Origin of the sequence: Pseudoalteromonas sp. Hal040 (assembly GCF_037162425.1) — a bacterium.
In the GTDB taxonomy this organism is placed as follows: domain Bacteria; phylum Pseudomonadota; class Gammaproteobacteria; order Enterobacterales; family Alteromonadaceae; genus Pseudoalteromonas; species Pseudoalteromonas gelatinilytica.
Window position 1 is genome coordinate 532,037 of record NZ_JARLUU010000002.1, and the last position, 22,848, is coordinate 554,884.

Sequence of the window (22,848 nt, forward strand, 5' to 3'; positions counted from 1 at the left end):
TCTAAAAGCGGCAAAAACGATTTAAATCAAATTTCCACAAAAATCACACAATTGTATTAAGTCACTGAAAAACAATAGCAAAATAATACTTAAGTGCTTTTTGATAGCCTCGTTTTATTTACTGATGCTTGTTCGCTTTTTGTGCTCGCCTTTGTCACTATTTTTATGCTATTTTTATTTTAGAAAGGAATAAATTGATGCCTCTTTAGAGGCTGAAGTCGAATATTTATTAAGCCAAAAGTATCTAAATTCAACTTAAATAAACTAAACCAAGCATTTATTATTCAACCTTTTGTGTAAGGAAAACACATGACATCTCTTCGATTCCCCTCTTTACTAGCACTTATGATTGCTGCTTCAAGCCATGCTGCTGAGCAAAAAGAAGTACAGGACATGTCAGACCCTCTGGCTGTTTACACTCAAGTAGGTGTTGGCTCAACAAACAAAGGTATTAACCTTAAAGTAGGTCAAGCATACGATACGGGTATAGCAACAACTGCTGGCATGAATGTTTTTGAAGTAAAAGGCATATATGGCGATGCGCTAGGCTGGGAAAGCGATAGCAAAACGACAGATTCAATTGACTCATTTCGCTTTCGAAACTTCTCAGTTGATTTAAGCACTATGAGTGCAACGCAGATTGATGCTAATTATAACCTGAATGCCAACCTTGTTGCTGACGAAAGCATGGATGTTTCGTATAGCTATATAAAAGCACTAAAACCTATGGGACGTTTTACGTTTTACCCGTTAGCTGGTGTGGGAGCATCGCTCGGTGAAAATACCCTAGAAGATGACGGCAGTCGTGACAGTGGTTACTCCATTATGGGTGCTTATGGTTTAGTAGGTATGTACGCAAAAATCACTATTAACGACAAAATTTGGCTTAATTATAATCCATTTTGGTTAACAACTATCGGCGGCAGCGATAACTATAAAGATCATTATTATGGTCTAAACCAAAGCCATATTTTGACTCATGAATTTGCTGCGAGTTACCAAATTAACCCGCGTATGAATCTACGCTATTTCGCAAATTGGAATGAAAACGTTGATTTTATGGATGGCGATCATCGTCTAGAATTTAATTATCAGCTATAAAATTTTAAGTAACAAGAAACAACAAGGTAAGGGATTAAGTGAAAAAAGTTGTACTAATAAATATGCTTACAGCAAGTTTGCTAAGCACACAAAGCTTTGCATCAAGTTACGATGAATATGCAATAAAACCTGCAGAACAGCAATTAAGTAATCAACAACAAAAAGTTGATGAACCGATTTCATTTTTACCCATACCGACTTTTATTACAGAGCCAGCTGTAGGACCTGGGCTTGGTGTTGTTGGCTTGTTTTTTCATGACAACGAAAAGAAAGCCAAAAAGAAGAAAAAGAAGGCTCTACCCTACCACAAAGCATTAGTTTAGTGGGCCTAATGGGCACTAAAAATGGCACCAAAGGCGGTGCTGTTGGCCACATTACCTTTTGGGATGAAGACCGTATTCGCTATCAAGGGATTGTTGGCTGGGCGAGTATAAACCTTGATTTTTATACCTTCGACGAGATCAAGCTACTCACACCATTATCGCTGAATATTGAAGGCCCAGCGGTGTTTCAAAACCTTAAGTTGCGCTATAACGACAGTAACTTCTTTTACGGCTTTAAACAGATTTATCGTAAAGTAGAAATAAGCTTAGCCGAAAACCCTATCGAAGATTTTCTGCTCGAAAACGATATTATCAAAGACCACCTTTCACTTGATGTAAATACGTCAGGTATTGGCCCATTAATAGAATACGATAGCCGAGATAACCCCCTTAACCCTGAGCGCGGCTTTAATTATAAGGCCGAATACTTATATTATGATGAGGCTATTGGCAGTAAAGTTGATTACACGAGCTTAAAGCTTACCGCCTTAAATTACTGGCGTTACACCGATAAATTTAACTTTGCTCTGCGCATGCAGTATGACTCAGTTAACAACCGTGGTGAAAAACGCTTACCGGTTTATATTCCGCCAAGTATTAGCCTACGCGGTGTGTCTGCAACTCGCTATCAAGGTCTCGATGTATTTGTTACCGAAGCAGAAGCGAGCTATAAAATCACTCACAAAATAAAGCTCAATGTGTTTACTGGTATGGGCTGGGCAGCCGATAACTTTTCTGACTTATCGAAGGCTGAAACCATAGATACGGTGGGTGCAGGCTTTCGCTATTTAATTGATGAACATTACGGTATTAGTATTGGCTTAGATGTAGCCCATGGCCCTGAACAGAATGCAATTTACATTCAGGCGGGCTCTACTTGGTAACCCAAACTAATACTTTTGTTATTATTTTAGCAATTAGCTAAACCTAAAGATTGAATTAATTTATTTCACTGCTATTATCAATAGCTCAATAAATATTCAGGGATTGAACGGATGCATAAAAAAGTATCAACCAACCATTATCCATTCAAAGATTTTAAACCCCATGGTCTCGTAGAGTTTTATCAACGTGAGCATGTGCTTTTAACGACTGCTACTGGGCCTTTCAACGAAGAGATTATTGACGCGCACTCTTTTATGCAAAAAGATTACATCAACAAACTCAGCGCTGATTATGGCCAATGGTTTGAGTTGGTTGAATTTGAAAACTCATGCATGGCAACACCAGGGGCACTTGAAAAGCTAATGGTGTATTTTGTTGAGCTTCGACGTAAAGGCATCGCACCGGCCAAAACAGCCTTAGTCATAAAAGAAGGGCTTGAAGGCGGTAGTTTGCTTAGCGATACCTACTGCAATTTGTATAAACGAGCTGGCATGGTAATGAGTGTATTTAAGTCAAAAACAGCGGCCCTTAACTGGTTAGCAGAAGAGCCTGCTGCAGAATTAGCCTGTTAACACACAATTTAATTTAAAAAGTGTTGTTCTTCTTCCCGCAAGGTCAGCACTTCAACCAACCCCCTCAGGGGTCTACCAAACGCTTTGCTAAAGATACTGCTTAATTACAACTCAGCTATCATTTTAACAAGCGCTTGTGTGGTCCATTCAAGTTCATTGAATTTAATATCAGGTTGATAATAAAAGCCTTTTTCACGTGGTCTATTTACATAGACCTTTATCGGCAGAATCACTTTAGCAAAGCCTGAAGGTAAGGTTTCGAGCCTTACTTCCATGTAGGTAGAGTCTGTACTACTTGGAGCGCCAACTAATTGTGTGTTTGTAAAAAGCTTAAAACTATCCAGCGCATCTAAACAAGCACTGGCACATTGTCCTGGCACAATCACATAAACAGGTGTAGTAAACTGACTGGCGTTTTTTGGCATTGCTTGTTGCTCTGCTGAGACTATCTCGACATAAAATTGTTCACCCTTTTCATAAGCCGCCTGCATACTTTCGTGGGTTGTCTTTAACCATTGATACCAAGGGCTAGCCGTATCATAGCTTGCGACTACATCGCCAAAATAGTCAGTATTACCTTTAGAGGTTCGCCACCACACTTGGGTATTTTTGTGTAACTTATAGCGGCCATATTTAAATTGGCCACTGCCCCAAAGTGCTGAGGCTATTTGCTCACTCCACATCGATGAGCCACCTTGATTATGGCGAAGATCAAGTACCACAGCTTTAGCTTGCATTAACTTATCATGTTGCTGTTCAATGGCGCTCAGCATCGTTTGGTAATCTGCTTGTTGCTGCTCATTGGGTGCATACGTTGGCATACTGATCCACGCAATATCCTTTAAAGGCCAATTAAGTTCGATTGGTAACTTATCGCCATTGTAAGCATGTTTAAGTTTGCCACTAACATCATCAGGCCTAATACGCCAATTTAACTTTAAGCTGTAAACAGAGCCGTCGGCTTTTTCAAACGTGCAGTGATTAAGCGGCGACAAAAACGGGTTTCCGTCATCAATAGTTAGTCGCCAGCCATGATTCCACCAACTACCGGGTTGCTCAACTTCGCCGTAATAACGAAAAACGCGCTCAACGATCAAAGTATTAATTGCTGTATTATCACAGCTTACGAGCTTATCACCCTTGGCAACTGTATCTAATTCGCTGTAATACACTTTTAACGCATCACCGCGCCATACAGTTGAAAAACCCGGCCAACTTCTTTGTGGTTTTAATTCACTTGGTAAGGTATCAATCGCTCCCGCATGACCATCTTGTAGAACAGTTCTAAAACGTGCAATAGCCGCAGCAAAACCTTGTGAACTATGCGCTTTTACAGCCAGCTTTAAGCCTTCTTGCTTTGCTTTTTCGAGCTGTTTAGCAAAGCCTGGGTTACGTACATCATGCATACCAGGGTGATTGATAACCGATAACTGATAAGCCGCTTCAACATCTTTTATAGCAAGTTCAGACCAATTAATTTCAGAGTGAGTGACTGTACCGCCCTCATCGGCGCGACATAAATTCACACCAAAAGGGCTAACGTTTAGAGCTGTAAAGATGAGTGATAAGTAAAGCGTCAAGCGTTTCATAAAAATCCATTTTAAATAATTATTATGTTTAAAAAACACCCTATTTAATCACTAAGGCATTGTTGTGGCAATAAAAAGGACTTCACATGTGAATAGATTAAAAAAATTCATCTATCAGGTTTATTTTAATCGTTTGTCGGTTTAGAAGGATTACTCTAAAGTTAACCCATCAGCGCTTTTAAGCTAAACAGCTTCACACCATTGAGAGTGTTTGCGCTAACCGAATTGTTGTCACAAAAAGTCTAGCTTGTGTGTTCTTTGGGCTTTTTTATATACCGAGTTACTGCACACGTAGTAACTCAACCAAATTGTTGTCAAAAGCTTAGCTTGTGTGTTCTCTAAGCTTTTTTATTCCGAGTCATTGCACTTGCGGTGACTCAACCAAATTGTTGTCAAAAGCTTAGTTTGTGTGTTCTCTAAGCTTTTTTATTCCGAGTTACTGCACTTGCGGTGACTCAACCACATTGTTGTCAAAAGCTTAGCTTGTGTGTTCTCTAAGCTTTTTTATTCCGAGTTACTGCACTTGCGGTGACTCAACCATATTGTTGTCAAAAGCTTAGTTTGTGTGTTCTCTAAGCTTTTTTATTCCGAGTCACTGCACGTGCGGTGACTCAACCAAATTGTTGTCGAAAAGCCTGGCTTGTGTGTTCGCCGGGCTTTTTTATGCCCGTTATAAAATTACTTGCCAATACGCTACATCAATCCACTGCCCGAACTTTTTACCAACCTGCTTAAAATGCGCGACTTTTTGCATTTTATGTTTCTCATGCAAGGCGATACTTGCTTCATTAGGTAATGCAATGCCTGCCATAACAGCATGGATATTTTGCGTTTTTAATTGAGTAAACAAAGCAGCGTAAAGTTGTGTACCAATTCCCTTAGTATGACTATCAGCGGCTAAATAAACCGAGATTTCCACTGAGTGTTGGTAAGCTTTTCGTGCTTTCCAAGATGTTGCATAACAATATCCAATGACGTTACCTTCAGCTTCAGCAATCAACCAAGGTAAGTCAGCATCAAGATTAGCCTGTATTCGCTTGGCTATTTCAGTACCTGTGATTGCCTCAACTTCAAATGTCACCGTACTATTAACAACATAGTGATTGTAAATTGCCGCAATGGCATCACTATCTTCAATCCTTACATTTCTAATCATGATTGAAAATTCCTTACTCAATATTGATTGGTTAATTAATAACAGAAAAGCAAGTTTGGAAATACATATACGCAAAATAAAAACGCCACTAGATGTGGCGTTTGGGTAGTTTCGACAACAATAAGAAATTGCTTTTAAAAGAAGCCCAGTGGATTCTCACTGTAACTTACTAATAAGTTTTTTGTTTGTTGGTAATGATCAAGGGCGAGTTTATGTGTTTCGCGGCCAATCCCTGACTTTTTATAACCGCCAAACGCAGCATGCGCAGGATACATGTGATAACAGTTGGTCCAAACACGGCCCGCTTCAATTTTACGACCAAAGTGATAAGCACGGTTCATGTTTCGACTCCATACACCAGCCCCTAAGCCAAACTCAGAGCTATTAGCAAGTGCTAACGCTTCGTCTTCATCTTTAAAAGTCGACATTGAAATTACCGGCCCAAAAATCTCTTCTTGGAACACACGCATGTCGTTAGTGCCTTTTAACAGTGTTGGTTGAATGTAGTAACCGCCGTTAAACTCATCAGACAGTTGCTCGACTTCACCGCCCGTAAGCACTTCGGCCCCTTCTTGTTTACCAATTTCGATGTAGCTTAGAATCTTATCAAACTGAGCTTGTGATGCTTGAGCACCCACCATGGTTTCAGTATCAAGTGGGTTACCCCGTTTAATTTGTAAAGTTCGGGCAAGAACACGCTCAATAAATTGCTCGTAAATATCTTCTTGAATAAATAAACGCGATGGACACGTACACACTTCACCTTGGTTAAAGTACGCAAGTACAGCCCCTTCAATCGCCTTACTCAAAAACTCATCGTCTTTTTCCATTACATCGTTAAAGAAGATATTTGGCGATTTACCACCTAGCTCAACCGTCGAAGGAATAATATTATCAGCAGCACATTTTAAGATATGTGAACCCACTGGCGTTGAACCAGTAAAGGCAATCTTCGCGATTCGAGTACTGGTTGCCAGCGCTTCGCCCGCTTCTTTACCATAGCCATTTACCACATTTAGAACACCTGCAGGCAACAAGTCACCAATCACTTCAAGCAGCACTAATATAGACGTAGGCGTTTGTTCAGCTGGTTTTAAAACAATACAGTTACCCGCAGCAAGGGCTGGTGCAAGTTTCCATGCCGCCATTAACAATGGGAAATTCCAAGGAATAATTTGCCCTACTACACCTAATGGCTCATGAAAATGATAGGCAACTGTGGTTTCGTCTATCTCACCGATTGAGCCTTCTTGCGCGCGCACACAACCTGCGAAATAGCGAAAATGATCAGCCGCGAGTGGCACGTCTGCCGCAAGTGTTTCACGAATTGCTTTACCGTTATCCCAGGTTTCGGCCACTGCCAGCATTTCTAGGTTTTGTTCAATACGATCGGCAATTTTTAATAAGATATTGCTACGCTCGGTGACTGATGTTGTTCCCCATGCCGCTTTTGCATCGTGGGCTTTATCAAGTGCCAGTTCGATATCTTCTTTTGATGAACGAGGTACTTTACAAAACACTTTACCGTTTACTGGGCTAATGTTTTCAAAGTATTCTCCCTTTACAGGGGCAACCCATTGGCCACCAATATAATTCTCATACTGCGCTTTAAAGTTAATTTTTGCGCCTTCACTACCTGGATTTGCATAAATCATAATGTGTTCTCTCTTCAAATTGTTGTGTTTTATTTAGCATTGACTAAATTATGCGGTAGGTTATTGTTTAATGAACCGCTAACAATTGAAGTTAGCTCAGTTACTGAAAACACACTTGATTCCTAGTCCAGACTTTTTGACTATCTGTCCAGAATTTAGGACGACAGCGAGGCTACAATGAACACATCAGTTAGTAACAGAAGTTTAGATGAAAAACGACAACGTATTGATGTGCTTATTGAAAATAAAGTCAGTTTTGCAGGCGAACATGCTGAATTAAGTATTTACGACACCTATTTAGATGCCCAAAAAGTGGCCTTACATTCCACTGAATTATTATTTTGTGGCATGATCAGCGGTAAAAAAATCATGCATGTTGCCGACAGTGATTACCATGAAGAGTTTTTACCAAACCAGTCATTTGTACTTGCCCCAGAGCAAGGAGTGCTAATCGACTTTCCCAATGCATCTCTTAATCAGCCAACAACCTGTTTAGCGATTGAAATCAGTACCGATAAAATAAGCCAAGTAGTTGATGCTCTTAATTTTAACCAACAAATTACCCAGGATGACTTTTTCCAATATCAAGCCAAGTTAGTGCACGCCCAGCATAATCCGCAAACTCAACAACTGCTTGAGCGCATGATCACCCTGTTTAGCGAAAATGAGCAACACCGCGATTACTTAATTGATTTATCACTCAATGAACTCATAACCCGTCTGTTACAGCAGCAAAGCCGAGACTTAATGATAGCAAGTTGTAAGCAAGGCAAGCTCGCAACCCCATTAAGCCATGTAGTAAGTTATATAGAACAGCATCTTGCTGAGAATATTGATATTGATGTGTTATGTAAGATAGCCTGTATGAGCCGCAGTAAATTTTATCAGCAATTTAAGCTGGCCTTTGGTGTTACGCCCGCTCTTTGGCAACAGCAATTACGCTTACAAAAAGCGTATAAACTGCTCGAAAAAGGTGAGGCGATTAGCCAAGTTTGTTACCAATTAGGCTTTAATAACCCAAGCCATTTTAGCCGTGTGTTTAAACAAGCCTTTGGCGCAACACCTAAAAGTATCGCTAACCATTAAGTTCTGGATTGCGATGAGAATAAACACGATAGGTTAAGGCAAGTAGAAAACAAATAGCACTTGGCACATAAAGCGCCGCAAAGGTCATTTTTGCAAATAACCACGCCCCTGCTAAGCCACCAAATATAAACCCTATAATGATTAGGCCGAACAGTTTAGCCTTACGTTTATCAAGCGCCTCACCACGTAAAACCCGACCAAACATAATACCTAAATCAGTAAAAATACCCGTTACATGGGTTGTACGCACAATTGCACCACTGTAAGTTGTTGCCAAGGCGTTTTGTAAACCACATGCCGCAGACGCTAAAAAGTGCCCATAGCCCGAGCCATTAAACAATAACCAAAGTGCGCCCAGTAAAAGCCCTGCTTCAATCAACAATGCCGTGTCGTAATGACGACCTAGTTTAAGTGCTGAACTATGCAGTAAAAAGCCAGCAATACCAGACCCAACTAAAAATGACAGTAATACGCCTAATAAATGCAAAGCATCAAGGCTATTGCCATGTATAAGATCTGCGCCAAGCAAGGTGGCAGTTCCCGATAAATGCGATACCGCTTGATGCTCAAAGCTAAGTAAACCAACTGCATTCACACACCCAGCCACCAGCGCCAAAATAAATGCGCCAATCTCAACCCATTTTGGTAACTTAGAAATCACTCGCTACTCGCCTTTTTCTCACTCTCGTGCTCATTCTTTTATGGTACGCCTATTTTTATGACTAAAAACACTTTTTTTCGACTCTTTATATGGTAATTTACAATTAAGTAAATCGATTAAGAACCTACAATGACAAAGCCAAAAAGTTGGACGCTGAAAAGTATTGCCCAAGAGTTAGGTGTTTCAAATGCCACCGTATCAAATGCGTTTAACCGCCCTGATCAATTATCGAAAGCACGCCGCGAAGAAATTTTGGCGGCCTGTAAAAAGCTCGGCTATTTTGGCCCAAACAAGGCGGCGCAATCATTACGCCGAGGCACCTTTAATATTGTTGCTTTAGTATTGCCAGACAGCGTTGAATATATGGTATCAGATCCGGTTGCTAGCAGTTTTATGCGCGGTGTATCAGCAGTGCTCGAAAAAAATGGTATTAACCTTTTATTATTTTCTGGTAACAGCGATAACCTTAATAGCGTGGTCGATTTTGTTGATGGCTTTATTTGTTATGGTCGCCCTCGTAACAAGCAACTTGTGGAACAATTAAAACAGGTCGCAAAACATGTGGTAACGGTTGATTTTAATATCGGTCGCGATGCCTCAGTAAACGTAAACAACCAACAAGCCAGCTTTGATATCGCCAAACATGCACTGCACAAAAGTGATGATCGGGTTGCTATTTTAGGCCTGCGTTTACTCGATAACGACGTATTATGCCGAGTATACGAACATCATGAGTTTGAAGCAGGTCAGTCGATTGCTCATCAACGACTGCGCGGTTATCACCAAGCAATCAGCGATGCTGGCATCACCCTGGGTGATGATAGAACATGGAATATTCCTGAAAGCAGCGAGCGCTTTGCAAGCATTGCCGCCAAAGAAGCACTTAGCAGCACACCAAGGCCGAACGTGTTGTTGTGCATGAGTGATTTAATCGCCCTTGCCGCCATGCGCGAAGCATTAAAAATGGGCTTATCTATTCCTGAAGATGTCAGGATTGTTGGCTTTGATGGCATAGATGAAGGCCAACGATTTGTGCCAAAACTCACCACTGTGCATCAAAATAGCGAAGAAAAAGGCCGCATTGCTGCGACCTTGTTTCTATCGAAAGAGCAGCAAACAGCCGAAATCGACTATCAACTGCAATTGGGTCAAAGTAGTTAAGCTAAAAAGTCAGCCAAATCAACAATGCGTTGTTCGCCTTCACGGTGATCAACAATGATCACTTCACGGCTAGCAAAATCAACTTTTAACTCGATTGAGCTGGTATCATCATGCCAGCTTAAACGACACACACTGCCTTCACCTTTTGCAATGAACTCACCGTTAAATGCTGGGTGCTCATTACGTAATTGAATCAGCTTGATCAAACCTTTCACCACAGGTTTAGCAAGTGCAGCATCAATGTCTTGCGCATTTAAGTAAGGGCGATTGATATCACGACCTACATTGGTACGAGCCAGTAATTCCATATCGTTTTCACAAGCGAACAGGCCACCATAATAAACTTGTGGAATACCTGGCGCGAAGAACTGAATTGCACGCGCTAATAAGTAATCAAAGTCATCTGCGCCCAAGGCATTGTAGTATGTGCAGTTAACTTGATATAAATCGACATTACTTGCTGCTGCACCAGTTGCTAGGCGGCTTTGCCCTTCACTCTTTTTATGAATGGTTTCAACCAAGTTATCAATTTGCGCCGCGTTTAATAGACCCGGTTTATCACCCATTGGGCCTGCGTCAATGATGCCAATGCCATCATGGGTATCGAGAACCGTTAAACAGTTACGCGGCGAAATGGTTAGCCAATTCAGTAATGCTTGCGCATCATTGCTAAACAAACTGTGTAAAATAAGGGGTGGTAAAGCAAAGTCGTAGACCATATTTACACGTTTTGCGACTTCAACCTGAGTTTGAAAATGGCTATGGATCTCAGCAATGGTTTCCATACCCGCTTCATTTGCTTGCGCCGAAAGCTTATTTAAATAGTCAAAGGTTTCATCCAGCATAAAGCAATTTGTGCCAGCTTCTTTAATCGCATAGCCTGCCGCATCTAAACGAATAATGTTGACATTATTATCAGCAAACTTGCCAAGCACCGTATTTAAATACTCGATACCCGCCGTTGATTTCACATTAATATCAATTTGGTTATCGGTAAATGTGGTCCAAAAATCATAGGTTTGGCCATCACCACACGCAATAGGTGTAAAGCAGCTACCCGGACGCGGACGGTAAATCGCTTGTTGCTCAGCCTCAGACATGCCATTTGGGAATACATCGTCTTTAGTTAAAAATAAATCCCAAAATTCAGATTGCTTGCCTTTAGCGAGTACATCTTTAAATTGGAAAGATTGTGCTGAAACATGGTTAACAATTAAGTCAGCCATAAGGTCATAGTTTGCACCAAGGACTTTAATGTCGTCCCAGCTACCAAGACGAGAGTCGACTTCACTATGATCAATAGGATCAAAGCCAGCATCACTGCCATCAATCGGGTTATAAAATGGCAACAAATGTACACCTGCAAACACATTGTTAAGTGGGCCATTTAATAAATTACTTAATTCATCAATACCTTGACCAGTAATGCGGTCTGCGTAGGTGATTAATTGCACTTTATTGTTGATCATAATTGTTAATACCAAGTTGAAACTTAATCGATTAAGATATATCTTTAACCACGACAGCAAATTATTCAAGCAGTTTTTATAGTTTTTATACACTAATATACATAGTAAAGGCGCAGACCTTTCGGTGGGGAAACAACAATGAGTAGAACACACGACCCTTTGCAAACCATTAGATGGCTGACATACATGATGTTTTTTATGTTTGCGATGACCTCTGATGCGGTTGGTATGATCATACCTGAGCTTATCAATGAATTTAATTTAACTATGACCCAAGCCAGTGCCTTTCATTATGCACCTATGGCACTTATCGCTTTTAGTGGCCTGTTTTTAGGTTTTTTGGCCGACAGTTTTGGCCGCAAACAAACCATCATGCTAGGACTTGGCATCTTCGCTATTTGTTGTTTTCTGTTCTCAGTTAGCAGTAGTTTTAGCATATTTGTAGTGCTGCTTAGCTGTATTGGTCTTGCAATTGGCTTATTTAAAACCGGCGCCTTGGCACTGTTAGGTGATATTTCTAAAAACAATTTAGAGCACACAAAAACCATGAATTTGGTCGAAGGTTTCTTTGGTGTTGGCGCCATTGTAGGCCCTGCCCTTGTCAGTTTTTTAATCACCCAACAGGTAAGCTGGACCTACCTTTACGTTATCGCTGGGGTTTTATGTTTAATTTTAACCTTAATTGCTTGGCGTGCAGATTATCCAAAACCTAAAAAGCTTGAAGAGCACGCAAAACCGGCCTCTCTTGCAACCACCATGAGTATGATGAAAAACCCTTATGCACTGGGCTTTTCGTTAGCGATTGCCCTTTATGTTGCAACCGAAGTGGCAATATACGTTTGGATGCCTACTCTACTTGGTGATTACACTGGCCCGTGGCAATTACTGGCAACCTATGCACTGACCTTGTTTTTCATATTACGCGCTGCTGGGCGTTTCTTAGCGGTATGGCTGTTAAATCACTTAAGCTGGCAAGCGGCGATGCTGTATTTAAGCTTAGGAATTGCACTGTGTTATTTAGGCTTAATCTTCGGCGGCGTTGATTGGGCGGTATTCTTACTCCCCTTATCTGGGCTATTCATGTCGATGATCTACCCAACTTTAAACTCGAAAGGTATTTCTTGCTTTGCGGTGCAACAGCACGGCGCAGTTGCTGGGGTTATTTTGTTTTTTACCGCCCTTTCTGCGGCAGCAGGCCCTTTATTAATGGGTATGATCAGTGACTATTTTGGCCACATTCGTTACGGCTTTTATCTCGCAACAGGTTTCGCATGTTTACTGTTTTTAGCCATGCTATATAACTACTTACGTAACCCTGCTGAGCAAGCTTTAGCGCAGCACAGTGCATTAAGCCACTAATTAAAAATCGTTAAAAATCAATTATCGAACATAAATTGTGCAAGTTTTTCACTAAAAAGACTTGCACTGTGTAAAATTATTGTTATCTTTACTTAATCGATTAAGATAGCAATTTAGACAACAAACCATCTGGGATTGAGACGAGGCACATTATGACAACACACAAACATGCCCTTTACACATTAAGCGCGCTTGCATTAGCAGTAAGCCAAAACTTACACGCCGAAGAGCAAGCACAACCTGAGGCTAAAAAAAGCGGCCTTGAAACAATCGTTGTAACCGGTGTACCACGCCGTACAACCATCATGGCATCTAGTTCTTCGGTTAGCAGTGTGACATTAGCTGAAATTGAAGTATCAACACCACGCTCTACCGCAGAAGCATTCAGAACAATTCCGGGTGTACGTTCAGAATCAACGGGCGGTGAAGGTAACGCAAATATCGCGGTACGTGGTTTACCAGTTGCATCGGGCGGAGCTAAATTCTTGCAACTACAAGAAGATGGCTTACCTGTTATGCAGTTTGGCGATATTGCCTTTGGTAACGCAGACATTTTCATGCGCTTAGATTCAACAGTGCAAAGTGTAGAATCAATCCGTGGTGGCTCAGCGTCGACAGCAGCAAGTGATGCCCCAGGTGGTATTATCAACTTTATTTCAAAAACAGGTGAGAACGAGTCAGGCAGTGTATCAACCACTGTTGGCCTTGATTATGACTCAATTCGTACAGACTTTGAGTATGGTACTTACCTAAACGACAGTGTGCGCTATCACATTGGTGGCTTTGTTCGTCAAGGCGAAGGCCCGCGTGAAACTGGTTATACATCTAATAAAGGTGGCCAAATTAAGGCAAACCTAACCAAAGAATTTGATGCCGGTTATGTACGTGTGTACTTTAAACACCTCGATGATAAAAGCGTAGGTTACCTACCTATGCCAATGTATTCAAATGGCGACTCAATCCCAGGTTTCGATGCGCAATCAGATACGCCGCATTCAGCACTTTTCACACAAACGCCGCGTTTAAATGGTGATAACCAAATCAGCACAGGTGATATGACCGATGGTATGAACCCAGTTGTTACCTCAGTGGGTTTTGAGGCGGCATTTGATTTAGAAAACGACTGGCGCATCGAAAACCGCTTTAGAACATCATCAGTAAGCGGAAACTTTATTTCTCTTATTCCTGCTGAAGTTGCATCTGCAAGCTCTATTGCTTCTAGTATTGCTGGTGATGGTGCATCGCTTGTATATGCCAATGGTGGTTCAGCAGGCCAAAATTATGGCGATGACGATTTAGCAATGCGTATTCACACTTTCGATGTAACGCTAAATGACATGGGTTCAATTGTTAATGACCTTAAATTAACTAAGTCGTTCTCTGATGACACCAGTGTAACCTTTGGTTACTTTGCATCAAGCCAATCGATTGATATGTCGTGGCTTTGGAACTCATATGTTATGGAGCTAAAAGGCGACAACGCTGCATTACTTGACGTTTACGCTGCAAATGGCGACAGCTACTCAGATAATGGCTTGTACGCTTATGGCACACCTTACTGGGGTAACTGCTGTCAACGTAACTACGATACTGAATACGAAACACGCGCACCTTACATTAACTTAGCCACTAAGTTTGGCGATTTAAGCATTGATGCAAGTGCTCGTTATGATTCAGGTGAAGCACGCGGTAACTACGCAGGTGCAGTAACATCGACTATTGATATGAATGGCGACGGTACCATCTCAATTCCTGAGCAAAGTGTTGTTGGTATTGATAACGCGAACCCAAGCATTGTTAACTACGACTGGCACTACAGCTCGTACTCAATTGGTGCGAACTACCAAATTGATCCAAGCTTTGCGACATTTGCCCGCTTAAGTAAAGGCGGCCGCGCAAATGCAGACCGCTTACTATTCGGTAAAGTAGAAGCAGATGGTTCGGTTGCCGAAGCGGATGCAATTGATGAAGTAAACCAATACGAAATCGGTGTGAAAAAACGTTTTGATTCACTATCAGTATTTGCAACTGCATTCTACGCAGAAACTGAAGAGCAAAACTTCGAAGCAACATCACAAAAATTCTTCGACCGCGAGTACGAAGCAAAAGGTATTGAGGTTGAATCAACCTACTACGTTGGTGATTGGGATTTCCGTGGTAACTTTACTTGGACAGACGCAGAAATTGCTAAAGATGCGTTATCGCCAGAGTTAGTCGGTAATACACCACGTCGTCAAGCTGACCTTATTTACTCATTAATGGCAACTTACAACTTTGACAAAGGTGCTGCTGGCCTAAGCTTTATTGGTACAACGGATGCTTACGCGCAAGATAGTAACGACCTTGAGTTTGATGGCTACACACAAGTGAATGGCTTTGTAAGTTACAATCTGTCTGAAAACTTGAGCCTATCGCTTAACGTGAACAACTTGTTCGACACCGTAGGTATCACAGAAGCAGAAGAAGGCTCAGTACCAGATAACGACATTATCCGTGCCCGTACTATTAACGGCCGTACAACGTCGCTTACGTTAAAATACTCTTTCTATTAATTACTCTCCTCCCTCGTTTTAGCCCAGTTTTCACTGGGCTTTTTCGGCTTTAATAACCAGCTTTTTCTACTACACTTAACCATATAGTCGTAATTACCCTCTTTCTAATAAAAAACACTGATAATAAGTTAATACTTTGATCTATAATCAGGATTGGTATAAGTATTAACCATATGAATTAGGAACATACATGTTTGTCTCTAGCAAAAGCCACTCTTTACTCCAAGATCAATACAACGCGCTATTAGCTGAAGTTGAGGCACTTAAAGCCGATAATCACGTATTACGTGACGAAAACGAACGCTTAGAAGCAAAATTACATCAGCAAGCTGATGATGCAGACCAACTGTTCCTTGCCAACTTATTGAATAGTTCGATTGAATGTATCACGCAAATTGAGGGCGTACGCCAAACGGTACTCGACTCATACCTTGTTATCGAAGAAGAAAGCCAAGTAACTTTACAAATAAGCCAACTATTAAATGACTCGAATAACGCACTGCAACATATTGTCAGTGAAATGGCGAGTATGGCAGGTAAAATGGGTAGCATGACCAGTAACATTACGGGTCTGTCTGATATGGCCGATAGCATCAACACCTTTGTATCAACCATCTCTAAAATCTCTGATCAAACCAACTTACTTGCGCTAAATGCCGCAATCGAAGCTGCCCGTGCGGGTGAGGCAGGCCGTGGCTTTAGCGTTGTTGCCGACGAAGTGCGTACACTTGCAACCAACACCAATAAATCAGCCCAAGAAGTGTCTGATCTAGTCAAAGAGATCATCAACAAAACCAGCGAAACGGTGACCTCAGTTGAAGATATCCAGCAAAATAACACTCAGCTTTCAACGAGTTTTGATACGCTAAACAATGACTATGGTTCAATCATGAGCCACTGTGATTCAATGAAAGAAACCATTATTAATGCAGCCACACGCTCATTTGTGCAAACCGTAAAACTAGATCATATTGTTTGGAAAGGTGAAGTCTATGCGGTTGCTAATGGCACAAGTAACAAGTCGATTGATGACTTTTCAGATCACACTATGTGCCGATTGGGCAAATGGTATAATTCAGAGCAATCAAATGGCTTCAAACAGCACAATGCTTATCGTCAATTAGAAGAGCCACATCGTGAAGTTCATCGTAATGGTGTTGAAGCATTAGTCATGCTGCAAACTGGCAATAAAGACGCGGCGATTAATCACATTAATAAGATGGAAGCAGCCAGTGAACGAGTCATGCATTTACTGGATCAAATCGCCAATGGCTAATGCCTAATTACTAAAAATAATAAAACCGAGCTCCGATGCTCGGTTTTTTATCAAGTTACTCAACTAAGCCTTCTTGCAGTACAGGCATAACAGCTCCTTGCTGCTCTTGGCGCTTTACATAGCTAAACAACATTAAGCATCCAAGGGCTAAACTTGCAGCTAGCATAGAGCCAAGGGTTGCAAACCTAAAACTATAAAACTGTGCAATAACCCCTGTCGCCCCTGCCCCGCACATAACACCCAGTTTAATAGCGTTCGTGTAAAACGCTGAGGTAAACCCTATTCGCTCGGGGAGCTGATCTTGTAATACGGTTAAGCCAATGCCCGCAAATATACCGTAAAACAGGCCATTTAAAACTTGCAACACGATTAAATGCCATACTTGAGTGGCAAAAAACACCCCTAAATAAAATACAATGGCACAACAAAATGCCACCGCAAGCATCGCGACTTTACTGTATTTTTTAGCAAGCTTTGCCCCATACAACATGATGGGAATTTCTAACAGTGCCACTACACCCATAAACAGCCCGGGCGTATGTTCAGCAAATCCTAGTTCAGTAATGCTATAAAGCGGCAGTGCCGATGAATACATAATATTGCCTGTTGAACCAAGCATAATTGCTAAGCCCAACAACCAAAATGATAAACTCGCCGCGGCTGCAGGCTCTCTGCCATGTTGCGATTTTTTAGCGCTGTAGTCAGGAATAAACTTAAATGCAAAGATAAGTGCGACCAAGGCACACACCGCAGCAAAGTAGAACGAGCGGCTGAACTCGCCTCCAGCGGCTAACAAATAACCAAGCGGCGGGCCACCCACCCAAGCAAAGGAAATAGCAGCACGTAAACGCGAATTAAAACTGGTAATGTCGATGTTCTGTTGGCGCCCAGCCCATTGTCTTGCCACAGTCATCATTTGCGGAATTGCTGCATTGCCCATCGCAAGAAACAACACGCCTGCGAGCAAGACTTGCCAAAATGCAGTAGCATTCGCAAAGGTCACTAACGCACACACCATACCTGATACAGCCACCATAAATAACTTTCGCGCACTGGTGCCTTTATCAGCCATGCCACCTAGCCACTGACTAATAACTAACCCAGTAATAGTGACCGCCACCATATACACACCTAAATACACGGGCGGTGTTTGCAGCCCTTCGACGATGAATAAGCTCATCAACGGGTTAACAAAAGCTCCCATTAACCCAGTTAGCATACTTAGAAGAATAAAAATTACACCATGCTGTTTCAGCAATGCTTTCACTCACAACCCCACATTAATACGACACGTGAACAGATATTTAAAGGGCGCAAATTATACACAGTTTTAGCGAAAACTTCATTTTGTAATACAAATAAAAAAGCCCAGTGGGGAAACTGGGCTTTGAGCAGTGAAACAATGTTAGTCGAAGGACACCGTCACTGGGTTAGAACAAACAGTATCAGATACACACACTTGATATTCATAGCTTGGTAACTCAGCTTTACGCTCTACATCGCGATAGAAACCACGATCAGCGACTGTTTCAAGTAGTTCACCATTACGGTAAATGCTTACTTGATCTGCCACAGTTTGCCAGCTTAAATCAACACGCATAGTACCTAAACGCGTTTTGTTAGCACGTTTAACCGAAAGCTCGATTTCAACATCAGATACCACAACCGTTTGCGTGAACGTATCTGTTTGACCTTCACTATCTGTCGCAGTTAACGTCACTTCATAGCTGCCTGCTTGTGCGTAAGTATGCATAGGATCAGCATCTGTTGATGATGCTCCGTCACCAAAATCCCACGCCCAAGCAACGATATCGTCATTGCTATCTGTGCTGGTGTTAGTGAAAGTGACGTTTAAGCCTGATGTATCAAATGCAAAGCCTGCTTGTGGTGGCTGCGGGCTCACTTCACCAATGGCGCTAAACGTCAGTGACCAGCTGTTTAAAGTACCGGTATCTGCAGACAGTACATCTTTGACATTAAGTACCCAATCACCTGTCGCAACTTCACCATTAAAGTTAGCCAGCGAATAGCTTTGTACTAAGTCATCTGCACCACCGCCAGACTGGCTGTGAAGCGTTGCAGTTGTTCCTTGCGGCGACGTTAATGTAACGATTAAATCACCAATGTAAGTATGAGTAATATCAATACTTGCATCCGTTGAGAACACAGTAAGTTCATCAGCTACCGTAATTACCGAATCAATACCCGTGTCATTGTTATCTGGAATAGACACTGGTGTTTCATTTGAGAAAGTAAAGTCATTTAAGCCAACAGGGTTAACAAACAATGACGCACTGCTTTGTTTCGCTAACTCACCTGATGTAGCATCAACAACAAAACTATAACTACCCCATGCTGTTGCTTCTTGTGTTGGTACGGTAAGTGTAACTACATCACCTGGTACAGCTTCTGTTTGCGATAGTGTAGCGCCCGCTAAATCAGTTTGAAGAGCTAAGCTAACGACGCCTTCCCACTGTGCGATTGAACCAATTTCAAAGGTATAGGTTGCTGTTTCACCTGCGGTAATTTGCTGTGAGCTTGGCGAAACTGAAATTTTGAAGCTCGGTGTTGGATCAGCTTGCTCAAGCGCTTGATTTACATTTAAGCGGTTGCCAGATACTGTTTTGCCTTGCAGCGCTTCATTTTGGTCGCCGCTATTCATTAACAACTCTTTAAGTTCAAGCGCTGTTAAATCAGGGTTGATCGAAAGCACGAGTGCTGCTGCACCTGCAACATGCGGTGTTGCCATTGATGTACCAGAATAGCTAGCGTAACCATTGCCCGGTACCGTTGATAGAATTGCACTACCTGGTGCACCTAAATCAACACTTGTTAAACCCCATTGTGAAAAGCTCGACATGTTATCTCTGTTGTCAGTACTGGCAACTGATAACACGCTGTCATGCTCGTAGTTTGACGGATAGTGAGGGTTTTGATCGTTATCAACTGCATCGTTACCCGCTGCCGCTACAAATAGAATATCAGCTTGTTCACTTGCCGTAATAGCATCTGCCAGTGCTTGGCTAAAGCCACCGCCACCCCAGCTGTTATTTAAAACACGTACATTTACGCCTTGGTTTTTAAGATCAACCATGTAATCGATACATTTAATTGCATCAGAAGTTGAACCCGTACCATCTGCACTTAAGAATTTACAACCCACGATTGATACTTCGTGGTTTACACCGACAACACCCGTGCCGTTGTTACCAGACGCACCGATTGTGCCCGATACGTGAGTACCGTGGCCTTGGTCATCCATTGGGTCACCTGAGTCGGTAATTGCATTAATACCATGCACGTCATCAATATAACCATTACCATCATTATCGATACCATCCCCCGGGATTTCGCCAGGGTTGATCCATGCGTTATCAGCTAAATCTTCGTGGCTATAATCAACACCGGTATCAATTACACCAACAACAACTTCGCGGCTACCCGTTGAGATTGACCATGCTTCAACTGCATCAATGTCAGCATCGACGACACCACCAGTTTGACCTTCGTTGTGTAAACCCCACAGCGACGAAAAATCAGGATCATTAGGTACACTCGCAATCGATACACGGTAGTCAGGCTCTACATATTCAATAGCAGCATGGTTTTGTAGACGCTTGATAGCTTCTTTGCTGCTCATACCTGCAATTTTAAATTTAGCTAAACGGCCAGACAAAATAGCTGAATAGTTATCATCGACACCATCTTTGTTGATATCGCTGATGGTGGCTTTAACTAAGCTACGAGCATGGGCACGCATTGCAGCAGAGGTGCCTTTTTTATACATAACAAGTACAGAGTCTTCACTTGCACCAACGACAGTTGTTTTTGCTGGTGTGCTGATTTGTGCAGCACCTAAACATGGTAATAAGGCTAGGCTTAATACAGATAATTTAGTTTTCATATTTACTATCCATAATTTGTTGAACTGATCGAATCACTATGATCCGACCACCAAAGCTCATTACTTCTGAATGATGAATATCACGTGGCATATTTCATAAATGGCAAATTGCAGATAACAGGCAAGAAAAAAATGATGCTAAGTTTAAATCCATACTTTTTTGCTGATTGAATCAATAAAAACACGTCCAATCCACACTTTTTTGTGAAAAAAGCACCCTCAATGATCCATTAATATTTTTCCAACTTTTTTACTGCTTTTAAATCAAAACCCATACTAAAACCTAAACAAACACACATAACCAATTGAAAATAAATAATTTATAAAAACCACAAAAACTGATGATTTTATATTATTCCAAATCTGTCTAAAGTAATTTCCTTGTTATTTGTATGACCTCACAGTCGCAAATAACAACGTTGCTTCATTCACTTCTGATTGTTAGCTAACAGTTGAATATCACATAAATTAATCCGGCAAGGCATGCTGGTACATGGTTCTAAAAGCGAAAATAATAATTTTAGAGCTTTGATTAATAATAATTTAAAGGAAATAATCATGAAGTTAAGAAAGTCTCTACTCACCTGTGCAATCACTATTGCGTTAGGTTCAAGCTTCGCAGCAAGTGCAAACACAGATGATAAAGCTCAATCTAGCTCGGAGCTTGCAAGCCAAGTATCAACACTGGGTGTGTCAAACTCAATTACCCTAGATCAAGTATCGGTTACCGGTGTTGGTAACGAGGCGGTTATTGCTCAACAAGGTACAGGTCACCGTGCAGAAACTGTCAGTGTAGGTGATGGCAACATCGTTGAAGTAAGCCAAGCACAAACATCAAACTTATCTCTTATCTACAACACAGGTGACGATAATACTGTTTCGCACAGCCAAAACGGCACCATGAATGGCGCATTGTCTGAAACCGTTGGTATCGGTAATGCTATTCGCGTTGAGCAAGAAGGTACAGGATTCTTTGGTGTTAACAACGAAGCTATCAACGTCATGGTTGGTGATGAAAATACCGCAACTGTCACCCAAGGTGATGGCGGCCATTGGTTCTACAACTTTGACTTACAAGGTAACAGCAACACAATCAGCGCAGAGCAAAGCGGCTTACTAAATGAAGCAACGTTCAATGTAATTAGAGGTGATGACAACAGCATCGAAGTAATGCAAGAAGGTGTTTTCAATGCGTTTACCTCTGATGAAGTAATTGGCAACGGCAATGAAATTACTATTGACCAAACAGGTTTCTTCAACAGCGCTGAGCTTACTTCGCTGCATGGTGATTATAACGAAGTTGAGTTTGAGCAAGATGGTGACTCTAACAGCGCATTAGTTGCAGAAATCACAGGCAATGACAACGAAGTTAAGTCTGATCAAGAAGGTAACAGCAACAGCTTTGAGTCAGGCGTGATTGTTGGCGATGGCAATACATTATTGGTCAATCAAAAGCATGACAGTAATACCGCTGGCTTAGATGCTATTGGTAACGACAACGAACTCACTGCGTTCCAAAATGGTAACGGTAATGATGTGTACTTAGGTGCAATTGGCGATAGCAATGAATTTGTTGCTAACCAAATTGGTGACGCAAACAGTGCTCACGTTGCTAACTTCAATGGTAGCGACAATAACGTCGATATCGCTCAAGGCGGCAATGAAAACACGGTTCTAGTACAGTCTTCTTACCCAGACCAATCTCTATCTTCAAACGATAATGACATTGCAATTAACCAGTTAGGTGACCTAAACGAAGCTGCGTTAACGTTTGCAAGCGTACTTGATAGCAATAGCAACCAAGTCGCTTTCACACAAGTTGGTGAACTGAATGCAATCGACCTTATTATGGAAGGTAGCAACAACTCTGTAGATATTAGCCAAACAGGCTCAGAGAACTTGGTTGCAGGTATCGGTGAAGGTGCATTCTTGCTAGGTGGTGAGGGTAACTCACTGGTCGTTGTACAAGACGGCAACGCAAACCTTGTTGAAGGCTCTATGATTGGCTCTAACAGCACAGTTGTTATCACTCAATTAGGTGATGGCAATGTCGCAACTGTAACCCAAGAATAATCGCTTAAGAGGGAGCTTTGCTCCCT

17 protein-coding genes are annotated in these 22,848 nt (G+C 41.7%); 10 read left to right on the forward strand and 7 right to left on the reverse strand.

The features are described 5' to 3' along the window. Positions 1-309: 309 nt before the first annotated feature. The 4 genes from P4S60_RS19995 (at position 310) to P4S60_RS20010 (ending at position 2,881) form a co-directional block, all read left to right on the forward strand. The gene (locus P4S60_RS19995; RefSeq protein WP_337117240.1) at positions 310-1,101 is read left to right on the forward strand and encodes a hypothetical protein; all 792 of its coding nucleotides are present in this window, start codon (positions 310-312) and stop codon (positions 1,099-1,101) included. A gap of 38 nt (positions 1,102-1,139) precedes the next feature. After that, positions 1,140-1,424 carry a hypothetical protein gene (locus P4S60_RS20000; protein ID WP_337117241.1) on the forward strand — a complete coding sequence of 95 codons (285 nt, stop codon included), beginning with the start codon at positions 1,140-1,142 and terminating at the stop codon, positions 1,422-1,424. 8 nt (positions 1,425-1,432) lie between these two features. Then, positions 1,433-2,308, forward strand: coding sequence for a BamA/TamA family outer membrane protein (locus tag P4S60_RS20005; RefSeq protein ID WP_337117242.1), 876 nt, complete (start codon positions 1,433-1,435; stop codon positions 2,306-2,308). 111 nt (positions 2,309-2,419) lie between these two features. Continuing rightward, a complete protein-coding gene (locus tag P4S60_RS20010; RefSeq protein ID WP_337117243.1) occupies positions 2,420-2,881 on the forward strand; it encodes a hypothetical protein in 462 nt (153 codons plus the stop codon). A 104-nt stretch (positions 2,882-2,985) separates the two neighbouring features. Here the strand turns inward: P4S60_RS20010 and P4S60_RS20015 are convergent, their stop codons facing one another. From P4S60_RS20015 to exaC, 3 genes are all read right to left on the reverse strand, one after another. Further along, positions 2,986-4,470, reverse strand: coding sequence for a S41 family peptidase (locus P4S60_RS20015; protein WP_337117244.1), 1,485 nt, complete (start codon positions 4,468-4,470; stop codon positions 2,986-2,988). Positions 4,471-5,140: 670 nt separating this feature from the next. Beyond that, on the reverse strand, positions 5,141-5,626 hold the full coding sequence (locus P4S60_RS20020; protein WP_337117246.1) for an arsinothricin resistance N-acetyltransferase ArsN1 family B: 486 nt from the start codon (positions 5,624-5,626) through the stop codon (positions 5,141-5,143). 134 nt (positions 5,627-5,760) lie between these two features. Next, entirely contained in the window at positions 5,761-7,281 is a 1,521-nt protein-coding gene (exaC, locus tag P4S60_RS20025) for an acetaldehyde dehydrogenase ExaC (RefSeq protein WP_337117247.1), read from the reverse strand. A gap of 177 nt (positions 7,282-7,458) precedes the next feature. On the opposite strand from exaC, the gene P4S60_RS20030 reads away from it, so the two are divergent. Then, positions 7,459-8,367 carry an AraC family transcriptional regulator gene (locus P4S60_RS20030; RefSeq protein WP_337117248.1) on the forward strand — a complete coding sequence of 303 codons (909 nt, stop codon included), beginning with the start codon at positions 7,459-7,461 and terminating at the stop codon, positions 8,365-8,367. On the opposite strand, the gene P4S60_RS20035 is transcribed toward P4S60_RS20030, so the two are convergent. Continuing rightward, positions 8,357-9,028, reverse strand: a complete 672-nt coding sequence (locus P4S60_RS20035) for a YoaK family protein (RefSeq protein WP_337117249.1) — start codon at positions 9,026-9,028, stop codon at positions 8,357-8,359. The two genes, P4S60_RS20030 and P4S60_RS20035, sit on opposite strands and share 11 nt — an antisense overlap. A gap of 129 nt (positions 9,029-9,157) precedes the next feature. Between P4S60_RS20035 and P4S60_RS20040 the strand changes: the two genes are divergently transcribed. Beyond that, a complete protein-coding gene (locus tag P4S60_RS20040) occupies positions 9,158-10,189 on the forward strand; it encodes a LacI family DNA-binding transcriptional regulator (protein ID WP_063701281.1) in 1,032 nt (343 codons plus the stop codon). Here P4S60_RS20040 and gtfA read toward each other — a convergent pair. Beyond that, positions 10,186-11,658 (reverse strand): sucrose phosphorylase, encoded by a 1,473-nt coding sequence (gene gtfA, locus P4S60_RS20045; RefSeq protein ID WP_337117250.1) that lies wholly within the window; start codon positions 11,656-11,658, stop codon positions 10,186-10,188. The genes P4S60_RS20040 and gtfA overlap by 4 nt on opposite strands. A 138-nt stretch (positions 11,659-11,796) precedes the next feature. Between gtfA and P4S60_RS20050 the strand changes: the two genes are divergently transcribed. From P4S60_RS20050 to P4S60_RS20060, 3 genes are all read left to right on the forward strand, one after another. After that, positions 11,797-13,017 carry an MFS transporter gene (locus P4S60_RS20050; protein WP_337117251.1) on the forward strand — a complete coding sequence of 407 codons (1,221 nt, stop codon included), beginning with the start codon at positions 11,797-11,799 and terminating at the stop codon, positions 13,015-13,017. Between the two features lie 152 nt (positions 13,018-13,169). Beyond that, positions 13,170-15,569: a TonB-dependent siderophore receptor gene (locus P4S60_RS20055; protein ID WP_337117252.1), complete on the forward strand. Its 2,400-nt coding sequence runs from the start codon at positions 13,170-13,172 to the stop codon at positions 15,567-15,569. Positions 15,570-15,759: 190 nt separating this feature from the next. Continuing rightward, positions 15,760-16,845 carry a methyl-accepting chemotaxis protein gene (locus tag P4S60_RS20060; protein WP_119853088.1) on the forward strand — a complete coding sequence of 362 codons (1,086 nt, stop codon included), beginning with the start codon at positions 15,760-15,762 and terminating at the stop codon, positions 16,843-16,845. A 55-nt stretch (positions 16,846-16,900) separates the two neighbouring features. Here the strand turns inward: P4S60_RS20060 and P4S60_RS20065 are convergent, their stop codons facing one another. Then, positions 16,901-18,112 carry a sugar efflux transporter gene (locus P4S60_RS20065; RefSeq protein WP_337117253.1) on the reverse strand — a complete coding sequence of 404 codons (1,212 nt, stop codon included), beginning with the start codon at positions 18,110-18,112 and terminating at the stop codon, positions 16,901-16,903. Positions 18,113-18,250: 138 nt separating this feature from the next. Further along, the gene (locus tag P4S60_RS20070; protein ID WP_337117254.1) at positions 18,251-20,749 is read right to left on the reverse strand and encodes a S8 family serine peptidase; all 2,499 of its coding nucleotides are present in this window, start codon (positions 20,747-20,749) and stop codon (positions 18,251-18,253) included. Between the two features lie 558 nt (positions 20,750-21,307). Here P4S60_RS20070 and P4S60_RS20075 point away from each other — a divergent pair. Further along, the gene (locus P4S60_RS20075; protein ID WP_337117255.1) at positions 21,308-22,822 is read left to right on the forward strand and encodes a curlin; all 1,515 of its coding nucleotides are present in this window, start codon (positions 21,308-21,310) and stop codon (positions 22,820-22,822) included. The last annotated feature ends 26 nt before the right edge of the window (positions 22,823-22,848 follow it).

Bases quoted from the DNA above. Each gene is read 5' to 3' on its own strand.
- P4S60_RS20040 (WP_063701281.1), top strand. From the start codon at position 9,158: ATGACAAAGCCAAAAAGTTGGACGCTGAAAAGTATTGCCCAAGAGTTA.
- P4S60_RS20015 (WP_337117244.1), bottom strand. From the start codon at position 4,470: ATGAAACGCTTGACGCTTTACTTATCACTCATCTTTACAGCTCTAAAC.
- gtfA (WP_337117250.1), bottom strand. From the start codon at position 11,658: ATGATCAACAATAAAGTGCAATTAATCACCTACGCAGACCGCATTACT.
- P4S60_RS20005 (WP_337117242.1), top strand. From the start codon at position 1,433: ATGGGCACTAAAAATGGCACCAAAGGCGGTGCTGTTGGCCACATTACC.
- P4S60_RS20010 (WP_337117243.1), top strand. From the start codon at position 2,420: ATGCATAAAAAAGTATCAACCAACCATTATCCATTCAAAGATTTTAAA.
- P4S60_RS20060 (WP_119853088.1), top strand. From the start codon at position 15,760: ATGTTTGTCTCTAGCAAAAGCCACTCTTTACTCCAAGATCAATACAAC.
- P4S60_RS19995 (WP_337117240.1), top strand. From the start codon at position 310: ATGACATCTCTTCGATTCCCCTCTTTACTAGCACTTATGATTGCTGCT.
- P4S60_RS20030 (WP_337117248.1), top strand. From the start codon at position 7,459: ATGAACACATCAGTTAGTAACAGAAGTTTAGATGAAAAACGACAACGT.
- P4S60_RS20020 (WP_337117246.1), bottom strand. From the start codon at position 5,626: ATGATTAGAAATGTAAGGATTGAAGATAGTGATGCCATTGCGGCAATT.
- exaC (WP_337117247.1), bottom strand. From the start codon at position 7,281: ATGATTTATGCAAATCCAGGTAGTGAAGGCGCAAAAATTAACTTTAAA.
- P4S60_RS20055 (WP_337117252.1), top strand. From the start codon at position 13,170: ATGACAACACACAAACATGCCCTTTACACATTAAGCGCGCTTGCATTA.
- P4S60_RS20075 (WP_337117255.1), top strand. From the start codon at position 21,308: ATGAAGTTAAGAAAGTCTCTACTCACCTGTGCAATCACTATTGCGTTA.
- P4S60_RS20050 (WP_337117251.1), top strand. From the start codon at position 11,797: ATGAGTAGAACACACGACCCTTTGCAAACCATTAGATGGCTGACATAC.
- P4S60_RS20070 (WP_337117254.1), bottom strand. From the start codon at position 20,749: ATGAAAACTAAATTATCTGTATTAAGCCTAGCCTTATTACCATGTTTA.